The 13,314-nt window shown below is 62.5% G+C and carries 16 protein-coding genes; 13 read left to right on the top strand and 3 right to left on the bottom strand.

Features of this window, described 5'->3' with window-relative positions:
* The first annotated feature begins 22 nt into the window (after positions 1-22).
* The 4 genes from phaC (LGQ10_RS16915) to LGQ10_RS16930 all read left to right on the top strand — a co-directional run bounded on the left by phaC (LGQ10_RS16915) (position 23) and on the right by LGQ10_RS16930 (position 5,161).
* Positions 23-1,702 carry a class II poly(R)-hydroxyalkanoic acid synthase gene (gene phaC / locus LGQ10_RS16915; protein WP_226522635.1) on the top strand — a complete coding sequence of 560 codons (1,680 nt, stop codon included), beginning with the start codon at positions 23-25 and terminating at the stop codon, positions 1,700-1,702.
* 126 nt (positions 1,703-1,828) lie between these two features.
* A complete protein-coding gene (gene phaZ, locus LGQ10_RS16920) occupies positions 1,829-2,689 on the top strand; it encodes a poly(3-hydroxyalkanoate) depolymerase (protein WP_058435013.1) in 861 nt (286 codons plus the stop codon).
* 108 nt (positions 2,690-2,797) lie between these two features.
* On the top strand, positions 2,798-4,480 hold the full coding sequence (gene phaC, locus LGQ10_RS16925; protein ID WP_058435014.1) for a class II poly(R)-hydroxyalkanoic acid synthase: 1,683 nt from the start codon (positions 2,798-2,800) through the stop codon (positions 4,478-4,480).
* Between the two features lie 60 nt (positions 4,481-4,540).
* Entirely contained in the window at positions 4,541-5,161 is a 621-nt protein-coding gene (locus LGQ10_RS16930) for a TetR/AcrR family transcriptional regulator (RefSeq protein ID WP_058435015.1), read from the top strand.
* 69 nt (positions 5,162-5,230) lie between these two features.
* Here LGQ10_RS16930 and LGQ10_RS16935 read toward each other — a convergent pair whose 3' ends face one another.
* The 3 genes from LGQ10_RS16935 to LGQ10_RS16945 all read right to left on the bottom strand — a co-directional run bounded on the left by LGQ10_RS16935 (position 5,231) and on the right by LGQ10_RS16945 (position 7,005).
* Entirely contained in the window at positions 5,231-6,106 is an 876-nt protein-coding gene (locus LGQ10_RS16935; RefSeq protein WP_226522636.1) for a phasin family protein, read from the bottom strand.
* Between the two features lie 10 nt (positions 6,107-6,116).
* Positions 6,117-6,539: a phasin family protein gene (locus LGQ10_RS16940; RefSeq protein ID WP_058435017.1), complete on the bottom strand. Its 423-nt coding sequence runs from the start codon at positions 6,537-6,539 to the stop codon at positions 6,117-6,119.
* A gap of 190 nt (positions 6,540-6,729) precedes the next feature.
* Positions 6,730-7,005: a polyhydroxyalkanoic acid system family protein gene (locus tag LGQ10_RS16945; RefSeq protein ID WP_226522637.1), complete on the bottom strand. Its 276-nt coding sequence runs from the start codon at positions 7,003-7,005 to the stop codon at positions 6,730-6,732.
* A 155-nt stretch (positions 7,006-7,160) separates the two neighbouring features.
* Here LGQ10_RS16945 and ubiE point away from each other — a divergent pair, with 155 nt between their 5' ends.
* The 9 genes from ubiE (at position 7,161) to LGQ10_RS16990 (ending at position 13,233) form a co-directional block, all read left to right on the top strand.
* Positions 7,161-7,931: a bifunctional demethylmenaquinone methyltransferase/2-methoxy-6-polyprenyl-1,4-benzoquinol methylase UbiE gene (gene ubiE, locus LGQ10_RS16950; RefSeq protein WP_226522638.1), complete on the top strand. Its 771-nt coding sequence runs from the start codon at positions 7,161-7,163 to the stop codon at positions 7,929-7,931.
* Positions 7,931-8,554, top strand: coding sequence for an SCP2 domain-containing protein (locus tag LGQ10_RS16955; RefSeq protein ID WP_226522639.1), 624 nt, complete (start codon positions 7,931-7,933; stop codon positions 8,552-8,554). The genes ubiE and LGQ10_RS16955 overlap by 1 nt, the downstream gene beginning before the upstream one ends.
* Positions 8,551-10,155 carry a ubiquinone biosynthesis regulatory protein kinase UbiB gene (ubiB, locus tag LGQ10_RS16960; protein ID WP_226522640.1) on the top strand — a complete coding sequence of 535 codons (1,605 nt, stop codon included), beginning with the start codon at positions 8,551-8,553 and terminating at the stop codon, positions 10,153-10,155. Before LGQ10_RS16955 ends, ubiB begins: the two co-directional genes overlap by 4 nt.
* A gap of 80 nt (positions 10,156-10,235) precedes the next feature.
* Positions 10,236-10,628, top strand: a complete 393-nt coding sequence (gene hisI / locus LGQ10_RS16965; protein ID WP_058435590.1) for a phosphoribosyl-AMP cyclohydrolase — start codon at positions 10,236-10,238, stop codon at positions 10,626-10,628.
* 1 nt (position 10,629) lies between these two features.
* Positions 10,630-10,962 carry a phosphoribosyl-ATP diphosphatase gene (locus LGQ10_RS16970; protein WP_058435589.1) on the top strand — a complete coding sequence of 111 codons (333 nt, stop codon included), beginning with the start codon at positions 10,630-10,632 and terminating at the stop codon, positions 10,960-10,962.
* A 25-nt stretch (positions 10,963-10,987) separates the two neighbouring features.
* Positions 10,988-11,269 (top strand): twin-arginine translocase TatA/TatE family subunit, encoded by a 282-nt coding sequence (locus LGQ10_RS16975; RefSeq protein WP_011058797.1) that lies wholly within the window; start codon positions 10,988-10,990, stop codon positions 11,267-11,269.
* 10 nt (positions 11,270-11,279) lie between these two features.
* The gene (gene tatB / locus LGQ10_RS16980; protein ID WP_226522641.1) at positions 11,280-11,738 is read left to right on the top strand and encodes a Sec-independent protein translocase protein TatB; all 459 of its coding nucleotides are present in this window, start codon (positions 11,280-11,282) and stop codon (positions 11,736-11,738) included.
* On the top strand, positions 11,735-12,529 hold the full coding sequence (gene tatC, locus LGQ10_RS16985) for a twin-arginine translocase subunit TatC (protein WP_058435587.1): 795 nt from the start codon (positions 11,735-11,737) through the stop codon (positions 12,527-12,529). The genes tatB and tatC overlap by 4 nt, the downstream gene beginning before the upstream one ends.
* Complete coding sequence (locus LGQ10_RS16990) at positions 12,526-13,233, top strand: 16S rRNA (uracil(1498)-N(3))-methyltransferase (RefSeq protein WP_226522642.1); 708 nt, start codon at positions 12,526-12,528, stop codon at positions 13,231-13,233. The genes tatC and LGQ10_RS16990 overlap by 4 nt, the downstream gene beginning before the upstream one ends.
* Positions 13,234-13,314: the final 81 nt, after the last annotated feature.

A 13,314-nucleotide genomic window follows, 5' to 3' on the forward strand; every position in this document is an offset into this window, starting at 1 on the left:
TCAGGACAATGGAGCGTCGTAGATGAGTAACAAGAACAACGATGACCTGAAACGCCAAGCCTCGGAGAATACCCTGGGGCTCAATCCGGTCATCGGCTTGCGTAGAAAGGACCTGCTTACCTCTGCTCGAATGGTGCTCACCCAGGCCATCAAACAACCCATCCACAGCGTCAAGCATGTCGCGCACTTCGGCCTCGAACTGAAGAACGTGATGTTCGGCAAGTCATCCCTGCAGCCCGAAAGCGACGATCGCCGCTTCATCGACCCGGCATGGAGCCAGAACCCGCTGTACCGGCGCTACCTGCAAACCTACCTGGCGTGGCGCAAGGAACTCCACGACTGGATTGGCGACAGCAGCCTGTCCGAACAGGACATCAGCCGCGGGCACTTCGTGATCAACCTGCTGACCGAAGCCATGGCCCCGACCAACAGTGCGGCCAACCCCGCAGCGGTCAAGCGCTTCTTCGAAACCGGCGGCAAGAGCCTGCTGGACGGCCTGTCCCACCTGGCCAAGGACCTGGTGCACAACGGCGGCATGCCCAGCCAGGTCAACATGGACGCCTTCGAAGTGGGCAAGAACCTGGGTACCAGCGAAGGCGCGGTGGTGTTTCGCAACGACGTCCTGGAGCTGATCCAGTACCGGCCAATTACCGAGCAGGTGCATGAACGCCCATTGCTGGTAGTGCCGCCGCAAATCAACAAGTTCTACGTTTTCGACCTCAGTCCGGACAAGAGCCTGGCGCGCTTCTGCCTGCGCAATAACATGCAGACGTTCATCGTCAGCTGGCGCAACCCCACCAAGGCCCAGCGCGAATGGGGCCTGTCCACCTATATCGAGGCCCTCAAGGAAGCGGTTGATGTGGTTACCGCGATCACCGGCAGCAAGGATGTGAACATGCTCGGCGCCTGCTCCGGCGGCATCACCTGCACCGCCCTGCTGGGCCACTATGCGGCCCTCGGGCAGAAGAAGGTCAATGCCCTGACCCTGCTGGTCAGCGTGCTCGACACCACCCTGGATACCCAGGTGGCGCTGTTCGTCGACGAGCAGACCCTGGAGGCGGCCAAGCGTCACTCCTACCAGGCCGGGGTTCTCGAAGGCAAGGACATGGCCAAGGTCTTCGCGTGGATGCGCCCCAACGACCTGATCTGGAACTACTGGGTCAACAACTACCTGCTGGGCAACGAGCCGCCGGTGTTCGACATCCTGTTCTGGAACAACGACACCACTCGCCTGCCTGCCGCCTTCCACGGCGACCTGATCGAGATGTTCAAGAACAACCCACTGACCCGGGCCGATGCCCTGGAAGTGTGCGGCACGCCGATCGACCTGAAGCAGGTGACCGCCGATATCTTCTCCCTGGCCGGCACCAACGACCACATCACCCCCTGGAAGTCCTGCTACAAGTCGGCGCAGCTGTTCGGCGGCCAGGTGGAATTCGTCCTGTCCAGCAGCGGCCATATCCAGAGCATCCTCAACCCACCGGGCAACCCCAAGGCGCGCTACATGACCAGCGCCGAGATTCCGGAATGCCCTGACCAATGGCAGGAAAACTCGGTCAAGCACACCGACTCCTGGTGGCTGTACTGGCAGGCCTGGCAAGCGGAGCGCTCGGGCGAGCTGAAACCGGCGCCGAGCGTGCTGGGCAGCAAGAAACACGTGGCCGGCGAGGCATCGCCGGGCACCTACGTTCACGAGCGCTGAGCAGGTACCCAGCAAGGCGGCTAGCCAACGAGCCGCCAAGCCCTATTCTTCATGAGAGGCCTGGCCTCAGGAAATCCGGAGGGCGCCGGGAGGCACCTCCACCGGTTAAATACACAGGGCTACGGCATGCCACACTCGTTCATCTTTCGTACCGTCGATCTGGATGGCCAGACCATCCGCACTGCGGTACGTCCCGGCAAGCCTCACTTGACGCCGCTGCTGATCTTCAATGGCATCGGCGCCAACCTGGAGCTGGTGTTCCCTTTCGTCCAGGCCCTGGACCCGGATCTTGAGGTCATTGCCTTCGACGTCCCGGGTGTGGGGGGATCTTCCACGCCTTCGCGGCCCTATCGCTTTCCGGGCCTGGCCAAGCTGACCGCCCGCATGCTCGACTACCTCGACTATGGGCAGGTCAACGCCGTGGGTGTGTCCTGGGGCGGGGCACTGGCCCAGCAGTTCGCCTATGACTATCCCGAACGCTGCAAGAAGCTGGTGCTGGCCGCCACGGCGGCTGGCGCCTTCATGGTCCCGGGCAAGCCCAAGGTGCTGTGGATGATGGCCAGCCCACGGCGCTACGTGCAGCCCTCCCACGTCATGCGTATCGCACCGCTGATCTATGGCGGTGCCTTTCGCCGCGACCCGAACCTGGCGGCGGAACACGCGGCCAAGGTCCGTTCGGCGGGAAAACTGGGCTACTACTGGCAGTTGTTCGCCGGAGTGGGCTGGACCAGCATCCACTGGCTGCACAAGATCCACCAGCCGACCCTGGTGCTGGCGGGTGACGACGACCCGCTGATCCCATTGATCAACATGCGCATGCTGGCCTGGCGGATCCCCAATGCCCAGTTGCATATCATCGATGACGGCCATCTATTTCTCATCACCCGGGCCGAAGCCGTCGCCCCGATCATCATGAAGTTCCTCCAGGAGGAACGGCAACGCGCCGTGATGCACCCGCATCCGCTGCCCGCCCAGCCCATGAAGTAAAACAGCTCCCTCGACAGGACCGTCGCGCGCAGGAAAGGCCAGGACCGACTAAGGTATTTGTCTTGAATTGGTCTGCTTGTTAGTGGTTTGACGAAGGAGTGTTGACTCATGCAAGACAAGCCTGCGCAGGGCACGCTGCCCTCCCCTGCGATGTACATCACCGCGCAAAGCGCGATCACCGGCCTGCGGGGGCGAGACCTGTTCTCCACCCTGCGCAGCCTCGCGGCCCACAGCTTGCGCAACCCGCTGCACAGCGTTCGCCATACCCTGGCCCTGGGCAACCAGCTGGGACGCGTGCTGCTCGGCGAGACCCTGCACAAGCCCAACCCCAAGGACAATCGCTTCGTCGACCCGGCCTGGAGCCTCAACCCCTTCTACAAGCGCGGCTTGCAGGCCTATCTGAGCTGGCAGAAGCAGGTCCGGGAGTGGATCGACGACAGCGGCATGGAAGAGGATGACCGGGCACGGGCGCATTTCGCCTTTTCCCTGCTCAATGACGCGGTTTCGCCTTCCAACACACTGCTCAATCCCCTGGCGCTCAAGGAGATTTTCAACACCGGCGGCAACAGCGTGGTACGCGGCATCGGCAACCTGGTGGACGACCTGCTGCACAACAACGGACTGCCCAGCCAGGTCACCAAGCACGCCTTCGAGATCGGCAGGAACCTGGCCGTCACCCCGGGCTCGGTGGTGTTTCGCAACGAACAGCTGGAGCTGATCCAGTACAGCCCCATGAGCGAGAAGCAGTACGCCAAGCCCCTGCTGATCGTGCCGCCGCAGGTCAACAAGTACTACATCTTCGACCTCAGCCCGGCCAACAGCTTCGTCCAGTACTGCCTGAAGAACGGCTTGCAGGTGTTCATGGTCAGCTGGCGCAATCCCGATGTACGGCATCGTGAATGGGGCCTGTCCAGTTACGTCGAGGCCGTCGAGGAGGCAATGAACGTCACTCGCGCCATTACCGGCAGTCGTGACGTCAACCTGATGGGCGCCTGCGCCGGCGGCATGACCATCGCCGCACTGCAGGGTCACCTGCAAGCCAAGAGGCAGCTGCGTAGGGTGGCCAGCGCCACCTACCTGGTGAGCATGCTGGACAGCCAGCTGGACAGCCCGGCCACGCTGTTCGCCGACGAGAAGACCCTGGAGGCTGCCAAGCGCCGCTCCTACCAGCAAGGTGTGCTGGATGGTCGCGACATGGCCAAGGTCTTCGCCTGGATGCGCCCCAACGACCTGATCTGGAACTACTGGGTCAACAACTACCTGCTGGGCAAGGAGCCACCGGTCTTCGACATTCTCTACTGGAACAACGACAGCACTCGGCTACCGGCTGCCCTGCACGGCGACCTGCTGGACTTTTTCAAGCACAACCCGATGAGCCATGTCGGTGGCCTGGAAGTCTGCGGCACACCGATCGACCTGCAGAAGGTCACGGTGGACAGCTTCAGCGTGGCCGGGATCAACGACCACATCACCCCCTGGGACGCGGTGTATCGCTCGACCCTGCTGCTGGGCGGCAACCGGCGCTTCGTGCTGTCCAACAGCGGGCATGTCCAGAGCATTCTCAACCCACCTGGCAACCCCAAGGCCAACTACGTGGAAAATCCCAAGCTCAGCAGCGACCCCCGGGCCTGGTACTACGATGCCAAGCATGTCGATGGCAGTTGGTGGAGCCAGTGGCTGGCCTGGGCCCAGGAACGTTCCGGAACGCAGCGGGACAGCCTGAGCGTCCTCGGCAACCCGACCTATCCGCCGATGGAAGCCGCGCCGGGCACCTACGTGCGGGTGCGCTGAAGACACCTTGCCCCGCGGCTGGCAGAGCCGCCCCTTTCAATGGACCGACAAGAAGTCAGGATGAAAACCCGCGACCGGATACTCGAATGTGCCCTGCTGCTGTTCAACCAGAAGGGCGAGCCCAACGTCTCGACCATGGAGGTGGCCAATGAAATGGGGATCAGCCCCGGCAACCTCTATTACCACTTTCATGGCAAGGAGCCACTGGTACTCGGCTTGTTCGAGCGCTTCCAGAACGAACTCACGCCCCTGCTGGACCCGCCCGCCGACGCCCGGCTGGCACCGGAAGACTACTGGCTGTTCCTGCACTTGATCGTCGAGCGCCTGGCCCACTACCGCTTCCTGTTCCAGGACCTGTCCAACCTGGCCGGGCGCTTGCCGAAGCTGGCCAAGGGCATCCGCAGCCTGCTCAATGCCCTCAAGCGCACGCTCGCGGCGCTGCTGGCACGACTCAAGACGATGGGACAATTGGTCAGTGGCACCCAGGCCCTGGGGCAACTGGTGGAACAGATCACCATGACCCTGCTGTTCTCCCTGGATTACCAGCGGATTCTCGATCGCGAGGGAGAGGTACGCCTGGTGGTCTACCAGATCATGATGCTGGTGGCGCCGCATCTGCTACCGCCGGCCAAGCTGGCCACCGAGCAGATGGCGCTGCGCTACCTGGACGAACATCCGTAGAACGATTATCGCCGGCCCATGAAAAACGCCCGGTCTTCGCAGGCCGGGCGTTCGTGTTGTCCTGATGGATCAGGACTGGCTGCTTGGCGCCGGGCTCGGCGCGGCAACCGGGGTGGCCGTCGGGGCTGGCGCTGCGACGGAATTCGCAGAACTGGCCGAGGCTGCCGGGGCTGCAGTTGCAGGCTTGGCCGCCGCTGCAGGTTTGGCTACGGGCTTGGCTGCGGGTTTCTTGGCTACCGGTTTTTTCGCGGCGGCAGGCTTCGCAGCTGGCTTGGCGGCCGGTTTGGCTGCTGCGGGTTTCGCCGCAGGTTTGGCCGCTGGCTTCGCTGCAGGCTTGGCTGCGACAGGCTTGGCTGCCGGTTTGGCCGCAGGCTTTGCAGCGGCGGTCTTGGCTGCTGGCTTGGCTGCTGGTTTCGCAGCAGCCTTGGCTACCGGCTTGGCTACCGGCTTGGCTACCGGCTTGGCAGCAGGCTTGGCCAGGGGTTTGGCTGCTGGTTTGGCGGCAGCGGTCTTGGCCGCGACCGGCGCAACCTTGGCACCTGTGAGTTTTTCAATCTGCCGGGTCAGGGTATCGACCTTGTCATGCAGGACCTTCACTTCATTGCGGCTCGGTACACCCAGACGCGAAATGGCACTGTTCAGGCGCTTGTCGAAAGCCCCTTCCAGTTCATCCCACTTGCCCAGGGCACGATCCTTGACGTCACTGATGCGCGACTTGGCCGAGTTCGCGGAGTCTTTGGCGGCATCGACTTTCTTGCCTACTACGGTCTTGGTCAGCTTCTCGGCTTTCTCGCCATCCTTGACCAAGGATTCGAAAAGCTTGCTGCCGTCAGAGTCGATTTTCGAGTACACGCCTAAACCAGCAAGCCAAATTTTACGGGAGTACTCTTCGACTTTCCCGATCCACGAGCTGCCTTCTTTTTCAGTATTCTTTTTACCAGCCATCCCGTTCTCCTTAATGTTTACGCGCGACACGTTCGAGCAATGCAGTCAGCTCATCGAGCTTAGCAGAGAGTGTCTCAACGTCATGTTTAGACGGAATGCCGATACGATTCAAGGCACTGGCGACGCGCGTATCAAAAGCCTTCTCGACTTTATCGAGCTGCACTTCGACCCGGCCTTTTAGAGTGCTGACATCCCCTTTGACGCTATCGATCTGACTGTTGGCCGCCTCAAGTTGTTCAGTCACAACTTTTTTGCCTTTCTTTTCAACGGATTGACCAGCCTTGATCAACTCCTGGAAGTAATCGCTGCCTTCCTGGCCGACTTTGGCATAGGCGCCCAGACCAGCTAACCAGATCTTGCGAGCATAGGATTTGACTTCGCTCAGAGCAGTCGATTGAACATCAACTTTTTTCTTCAGGATTACTTTGGCCATGGTGCACCTCACGCGCAGAAGGATTGAGGAACTGTCCTCGGAAAGAGAACCTGAGGCACAACCTAGAGAGAAAAATTAGAATCGGCACCCTAACGAATGCAATAAAACAGTGTTCGTCCCCTGGGGGAACGGCTTGCCGGCGAGCACACTCGAGCACCCTTGCAGTGCCCCGCAACCCACCGGCACAGGATCAGGCCAGTGCCTTGTCCAGGGCCTTTTCGATTTCCGACTTGATGGTGCCGCTCATGGCCGACATCAACAGGCCCAGCTCCACATCGACCCTGATGGAGTCATCGCCTACATGCACCGCGCCTTTGACTCCAGAGCGCTTGAGGTTGAGCGTATCGCCCGCCCACTTTGGCTCCAGGCCATATTGATCGGCGAGTTTCTGCGCCAGTTTGTCGGCTTTTTCACGGGCCGCCTGCTTGCCCAGGCCATGGGCACGTTCAACACTAATACGGGCCATCTAAGGACTCCTGCTGTTTCGGGACTCGCCTGGAGCATCTCGACCCTGAGTGCGTCAAAACGTCCCGGCGGATCGCTATCTTACATTCAGGCTTGCCAAGACAAAGACAGTCACCGGCATTAGAATGTCCCGCATTCTCTTTTGGTGACAGCGATATGACTGATCAGCGCAAAGGCAGCGATGCCGAACCCACCACTCACTTCGGCTTCAAGAACGTTCCCGAGAGCCAGAAAGCGGAAAAAGTCGCCGAGGTGTTCCACTCGGTGGCCGCCAAGTACGACCTGATGAACGACGTGCTGTCCGGCGGCATGCACCGCCTGTGGAAACGCTTCACGATCGAGCTGTCGGGCGTGCGCCCGGGCAACCGCGTACTGGACATTGCCGGCGGTACTGGCGACCTGACCAAGCGTTTCTCCCACCTGGTGGGCCCGACCGGCCAGGTCGTGCTGGCGGACATCAACGAGTCCATGCTCAGGGTCGGTCGCGACCGCCTGCTGGACCTGGGCGTGGCCGGCAACGTCGAATTCGTCCAGGCGGATGCTGAAAAGCTGCCCTTCCCGGACAACCATTTCGATTGCGTGACCATCGCCTTCGGCCTGCGCAACGTGACCCATAAAGAAGACGCCCTGCGCTCGATGCTGCGGGTGCTCAAGCCCGGCGGCCGGCTGTTGGTGCTGGAGTTCTCCAAGCCTACCAACACCCTGATGTCCAAGGTCTACGACGCCTATTCGTTCGCCTTCATGCCCCTGGCCGGCAAGCTGATCACCAATGACTCGGAAAGCTATCGTTATCTGGCCGAATCGATCCGCATGCACCCCAACCAGGAAACCCTGAAGTCGATGATGGTCGAGGTCGGTTTCGACCGCGTGACCTACCACAACATGACCGCAGGCATCGTCGCCCTGCACCGCGGCATCAAGCCCTGATGCTGCTCAGCGGCCTGCTCGCCAGCGTCGAGACCGGCATCAATCGGGTGCTGCGCCTGGACAGCACGGCCTTGCCGCGTCTCAAGCACCTGACCGGCAAGGTGATCGCCGTCGACTGCCAGAGCCCGGCATTGCAGTTGTTCATCTTGCCCAGCGATGAAGGCCTGATGCTGGCCTCCCAATGGGCCAGCGACCCTGACTGCACCCTGCGCGCACCGGCCTCGAGCCTGGTGCGCCTGGCGCTGAGCAAGGACAAGACCGGGGTGCTGCACAGTCCTCAGGTGGAGCTGGAGGGCGACAGCGGCGTGCTGCTGGACCTGGCGGCAGTCCTCCAGGACCTGGAGCTGGACTGGGAGTACGAGCTCTCGCGCTGGCTCGGCCCGGTGGCCACCCAGCTGTTCAGCGGCCATGTGCGCAGCCGCGCGCGCTGGTACCAGCAAGGCTTCGCCAGCCTCAACCAGAACCTCGCCGAATTCCTCGCCGAAGAATCGCGCAGCCTGGTGGGCCAGCGCGAAGCCGAGGCACGCTTTCGTGAACTGGACCAGGCCAAGCTCGACCTGGAACGACTGGAGGCGCGTATCGAGCGCCTTTCCCGATCCCTTGACCCAAGCGATAACGCATGAAGCTGCTTGCCGTCCGTCGTCTATTGCGCATCCAGCGTGTCGTGATCCGCTACCGCCTCGATGACCTGCTGTTCGATCTCCCCCTGCCCTGGTTTCTCCTGGCCCTGCGCTTCGTCCTGCCCTGGCGCTGGTTCCCGCGCAAACAGCTGGAACTGAGCCGCGGGGCACGCCTGCGCCTGGCGTTGCAGGACCTGGGGCCGATCTTCATCAAGTTCGGACAGATTCTATCCACTCGCCGCGACCTGTTGCCGGAAGACATCGCCGACGAGCTGATGCTGCTGCAGGACCGGGTACCGCCGTTCGACTCGCAGAAGTCCGTGGCCCTGATCGAAGAACAGCTGGGCAAGAAGATCAGCGACGTGTTCAGCCGCTTCGACATCGAACCCCTGGCCTCGGCCTCGGTGGCCCAGGTGCATGCCGCCAAGCTCAAGACCGGCGAAGAAGTGGTGGTCAAGGTGATCCGTCCCGGGCTCAAGCCGATCATTGCCCAGGACCTGGCGTGGCTGTTCATCCTCGCCCGGGCCGCAGAACGGGTCTCTGCCGACGCGCGCCTGCTGCACCCGGTCGACGTGGTCAGCGACTACGAGAAAACCATCTACGACGAGCTCGACCTGCTGCGCGAGGCGGCCAACGCCAGCCAGCTCAAGCGCAACTTCGAAGGCTCGCCACTGCTTTACGTACCCCAGGTCTACTGGGACTGGTGCCGGCCGAAAGTGCTGGTGATGGAGCGCATCTACGGCATCCAGGTCACCGACCTGGCAACCCTGGCCGACCAGCGCACCGACATGAAGATGCTCGCCGAACGGGGCGTGGAGATCTTCTTCACCCAGGTATTTCGCGACAGTTTCTTCCACGCCGACATGCACCCGGGCAACATCTTCGTCAGCACCGTGCAGCCCTGGAGCCCGCAGTACATTGCCATCGACTGCGGTATCGTCGGCAGCCTCACCCCGCAAGACCAGGACTACCTGGCGCGCAACCTGTTCGCCTTCTTCAAGCGTGACTACCGCCGCGTGGCCCAGTTGCACATCGATTCCGGCTGGGTTCCGGCGGAAACCAAGCTCAACGAATTCGAGGCGGCGATCCGCACCGTGTGCGAGCCGATCTTCGAAAAACCGCTGAAGGACATTTCCTTCGGCCAGGTGCTAATGCGCCTGTTCCAGACGGCGCGGCGCTTCAACATGGAAGTCCAGCCACAGCTGGTGCTGCTGCAGAAGACCCTGCTCAACATCGAGGGCCTGGGCCGCCAGCTGTACCCGGACCTGGACCTGTGGAACACCGCGCAACCCTTCCTGGAACGCTGGATGCGCGAGCGAGTCAGCCCCAAGACCGTGCTCGGCAATATCCACAGCCAGATCGAACAGCTGCCGCACCTGGCCAACATGACCCGCGACCTGCTGGAACGCATGTCGCAGCCCCACGCCGCCGACCCTCCCGCGCCCTGGCACCGACGCAAGGACGACTGGTTCCTACGCCTGCTGGGCACTGCCCACCTGGGCGGTGGCGCGATCCTGGCTGCCGGCGGCCCACTGCACGAGCTGGGACACTGGCCCGCTGGCATCATGATTGCCGTGGGTTTGTATCTGATCGTTCGCCGATAGCCAGTGGCGCGACCTGCTGGCAAACTGTCGAAATCGCCGAGGCGTCACCAGCGGGTCGAGCCCGGTAGTCGGAGTCGAAAATGAAAGATTGGCTGGACCAGATCAAATGGGATGCGGACGGCCTGGTGCCGGCCATCGCCCAGGATCACAAGACCGGGCGCGTGCTGATGATGGCCTGGATGAACCGCGAAGCCCTGGGCCTGACCGCAACCGAGAATCGCGCCATCTACTGGTCACGTTCCCGTGGCAAGCTGTGGCGCAAGGGCGAAGAGTCCGGGCATGTGCAGAAGCTCCATGAAATGCGCCTGGACTGCGACGCTGACGTGATCATCCTGATGGTCGAGCAGATCGGCGACATTGCCTGTCACACCGGCCGTCACAGCTGCTTCTACCGCGTCTACGAAGATGGCGAGTGGAAAACCGTCGAACCGGTCCTCAAGGACCCGCACGCGATTTATTCTGCAGGACACTGACATGAGCGATACCCTCACCCGTCTGGCCCAGGTACTGGAGGAGCGCAAGAACGCCGCTGCCGACAGTTCCTACGTGGCCAGCTTGTACCACAAGGGCCTGAACAAGATTCTGGAAAAGGTCGGCGAAGAATCGGTGGAAACCATCATCGCCGCCAAGGACGCCGCCGCCAGCGGCGATTGCAGCGATGTGATCTACGAAACCGCGGACCTGTGGTTCCACACCCTGATCATGCTGGCTCAGCTGGGGCAGCATCCCCAGGCCGTGCTCGATGAACTGGACCGCCGTTTCGGCCTGTCCGGACACGCAGAGAAAGCCTCGCGTCCGTCCGCCTGAACAACTTTCTAAGAGGAAACGCAGCATGGGCATTTTTGACTGGAAACACTGGATCGTCATCCTGGTGGTCGTGGTACTGGTATTCGGCACCAAGAAGCTCAAGAACCTGGGCACCGACGTCGGCGAGTCGATCAAGGGCTTTCGCAAGGCCATGAACGACGACGAAAAGCCTGCCGAACCCGTGGTGCCACCAGCGGCGCAGCCTGTGCCACCGGTCCAGCCGCAACAGAGCGCACCGCTGAACCAGCCGCATACCATCGATGTGCAGGCGCAGAAAGTCGAAGAGCCGACCCGCAAAGACTCGTGAGCACTGACTAATGTTTGGTATCAGCTTCTCTGAACTGCTGCTGGTGGGCCTGGTGGCCCTGCTGGTGCTCGGCCCCGAGCGCCTGCCCGGCGCCGCGCGCACCGCCGGCCTGTGGGTCGGGCGCCTCAAGCGCAGCTTCAATGCGATAAAACAGGAAGTTGAACGGGAAATCGGTGCCGACGAAATCCGCCGGCAGCTGCACAACGAACACATCCTGTCCCTGGAGCAGGAAGCGCGGAAGATCCTCGCGCCGACCCAGCAGCAACCGGCTCCAGTGGAACCTGTAGCCGAGCAGACGATTCACGCGCCAGGCGCCGCTCCGGTAGCTGACGCGACGCCAGCCGGCGAAATGCCCGTTCCCGTACCGTCCGCACCGACCCCGGCACCGACCGCAGAGCCCGCAGCCCCAGTGGCAACACCCGCCACCACGGCCCCCAACGACTCCACCTTGCCGCCGCGAGCACCATGAGCGATATCCCAGAGAACGACCAACACATGCCGCTGGTGTCGCACCTCACCGAGCTGCGCACCCGCCTGCTGCGCTGCGTAGCGGCGATCTTCATCATCTTCGCCGGCTTGTTTGCCTTCACCCAGCAGATCTACACCATCGTCTCCACACCGCTGCGCCAGTACCTGCCGGCCGGCGCGACGATGATCGCCACCGACGTCGCCTCGCCGTTCCTCACGCCATTGAAGCTGACCATGATGGTCTCGCTGTTCCTGGCGATCCCGGTGATCCTGCACCAGATCTGGGGTTTCATCGCCCCGGGCCTGTACAAGCATGAGAAGCGCATCGCGGTGCCGCTGCTGGTGTCGAGCATCCTGCTGTTCTACGTCGGCATGGCGTTCGCCTACTTCCTGGTGTTCCCGCTGATCTTCAAGTTCTTCGCCGCGGCCACTCCCGCCGGCGTGGAGATGATGACCGACATCACCAGCTACCTCGATTTCGTCATGACGCTGTTCTTCGCCTTCGGCGTGGCCTTCGAGATCCCGGTGGCCGTGGTCCTGCTGGTGTGGATCGGCGTGGTCAACGTGGCGTACCTGCGCAAGATCCGCCCCTACGTGATCATCGGCTGCTTCGTGGTGGGCATGATCCTCACCCCGCCGGATATCTTCTCCCAGACCCTGCTGGCCGTGCCCATGTGGCTGCTGTTCGAGATCGGCGTGCTGTTTGGCGGGCTGATCAGCAAGCGCGGCGAGCACCCGGACGATAAACCGGCCGACGACCACAACGACCAGCCGCCAGCGACCCAAGCGTGAACCTGCTGCTTCTGGAAGAGGCCGACTTCATCGCGGCCGACCGGGTGGTGCTGCGCGACCGGCGCCTGGTCCACATGCAGGACGTGCATCGGGTGGCGGTGGGCGACAGCCTGCGGGTCGGGCGCATAGGTGGCTTGATGGGCAGCGCCCAGGTACTGCGCCTGGAAGCCTGCGAGGCCGAACTGCAAGTGACCCTCGACCAGCCGCCGCCGGCCAAGCTGCCACTGACCCTGGTGCTGGCCCTGCCCCGCCCGAAAATGCTTCGCCGGGTATTCCAGACCGTGGCCACCATGGGCGTGCCCCGCCTGATCCTGGTGAACAGCTACCGGGTGGAAAAAAGCTTCTGGCAAACCCCGTTCCTTGAACCCGAGGCGATCCGCGAGCAATTGGTCCTCGGCCTGGAACAGGCCCGCGACACCGTGCTGCCCGATGTCCTGATCGAGAAACGCTTCAAGCCCTTCGTCGAGGACCGGCTGCCGGCCCTCAGCATCGGCACCCTGGGGCTGGTAGGCCATCCCGGCCAGTATCCGCCCTGCCCTCGCGGCCTGGACCAGGCGGTGACCCTGGCCATCGGCCCCGAAGGCGGCTGGATCCCCTACGAGATCGACCTGCTGGGCAAGGCCGGCCTGCAACCGGTGCAACTGGGCGAACGCATCCTGCGGGTCGAAACCGCGGTCACCGCCCTGCTCTCGCGACTGTTCTGAGCCCTGGGGTGCGTGCTGGCCCCGCGGTCAGCCGGACCTCACGGTCGTAATGGCAACTAGCCATTCAAGCTACAGAATCCG

It is taken from the genome of Pseudomonas sp. L5B5 (assembly GCF_020520285.1).
GTDB lineage: Bacteria > Pseudomonadota > Gammaproteobacteria > Pseudomonadales > Pseudomonadaceae > Aquipseudomonas.

Bases quoted from the DNA above. Each gene is read 5' to 3' on its own strand.
- phaC (WP_226522635.1), top strand. From the start codon at position 23: ATGAGTAACAAGAACAACGATGACCTGAAACGCCAAGCCTCGGAGAAT.
- phaZ (WP_058435013.1), top strand. From the start codon at position 1,829: ATGCCACACTCGTTCATCTTTCGTACCGTCGATCTGGATGGCCAGACC.
- phaC (WP_058435014.1), top strand. From the start codon at position 2,798: ATGCAAGACAAGCCTGCGCAGGGCACGCTGCCCTCCCCTGCGATGTAC.
- LGQ10_RS16930 (WP_058435015.1), top strand. From the start codon at position 4,541: ATGAAAACCCGCGACCGGATACTCGAATGTGCCCTGCTGCTGTTCAAC.
- LGQ10_RS16935 (WP_226522636.1), bottom strand. From the start codon at position 6,106: ATGGCTGGTAAAAAGAATACTGAAAAAGAAGGCAGCTCGTGGATCGGG.
- LGQ10_RS16940 (WP_058435017.1), bottom strand. From the start codon at position 6,539: ATGGCCAAAGTAATCCTGAAGAAAAAAGTTGATGTTCAATCGACTGCT.
- LGQ10_RS16945 (WP_226522637.1), bottom strand. From the start codon at position 7,005: ATGGCCCGTATTAGTGTTGAACGTGCCCATGGCCTGGGCAAGCAGGCG.
- ubiE (WP_226522638.1), top strand. From the start codon at position 7,161: ATGACTGATCAGCGCAAAGGCAGCGATGCCGAACCCACCACTCACTTC.
- LGQ10_RS16955 (WP_226522639.1), top strand. From the start codon at position 7,931: ATGCTGCTCAGCGGCCTGCTCGCCAGCGTCGAGACCGGCATCAATCGG.
- ubiB (WP_226522640.1), top strand. From the start codon at position 8,551: ATGAAGCTGCTTGCCGTCCGTCGTCTATTGCGCATCCAGCGTGTCGTG.
- hisI (WP_058435590.1), top strand. From the start codon at position 10,236: ATGAAAGATTGGCTGGACCAGATCAAATGGGATGCGGACGGCCTGGTG.
- LGQ10_RS16970 (WP_058435589.1), top strand. From the start codon at position 10,630: ATGAGCGATACCCTCACCCGTCTGGCCCAGGTACTGGAGGAGCGCAAG.
- LGQ10_RS16975 (WP_011058797.1), top strand. From the start codon at position 10,988: ATGGGCATTTTTGACTGGAAACACTGGATCGTCATCCTGGTGGTCGTG.
- tatB (WP_226522641.1), top strand. From the start codon at position 11,280: ATGTTTGGTATCAGCTTCTCTGAACTGCTGCTGGTGGGCCTGGTGGCC.
- tatC (WP_058435587.1), top strand. From the start codon at position 11,735: ATGAGCGATATCCCAGAGAACGACCAACACATGCCGCTGGTGTCGCAC.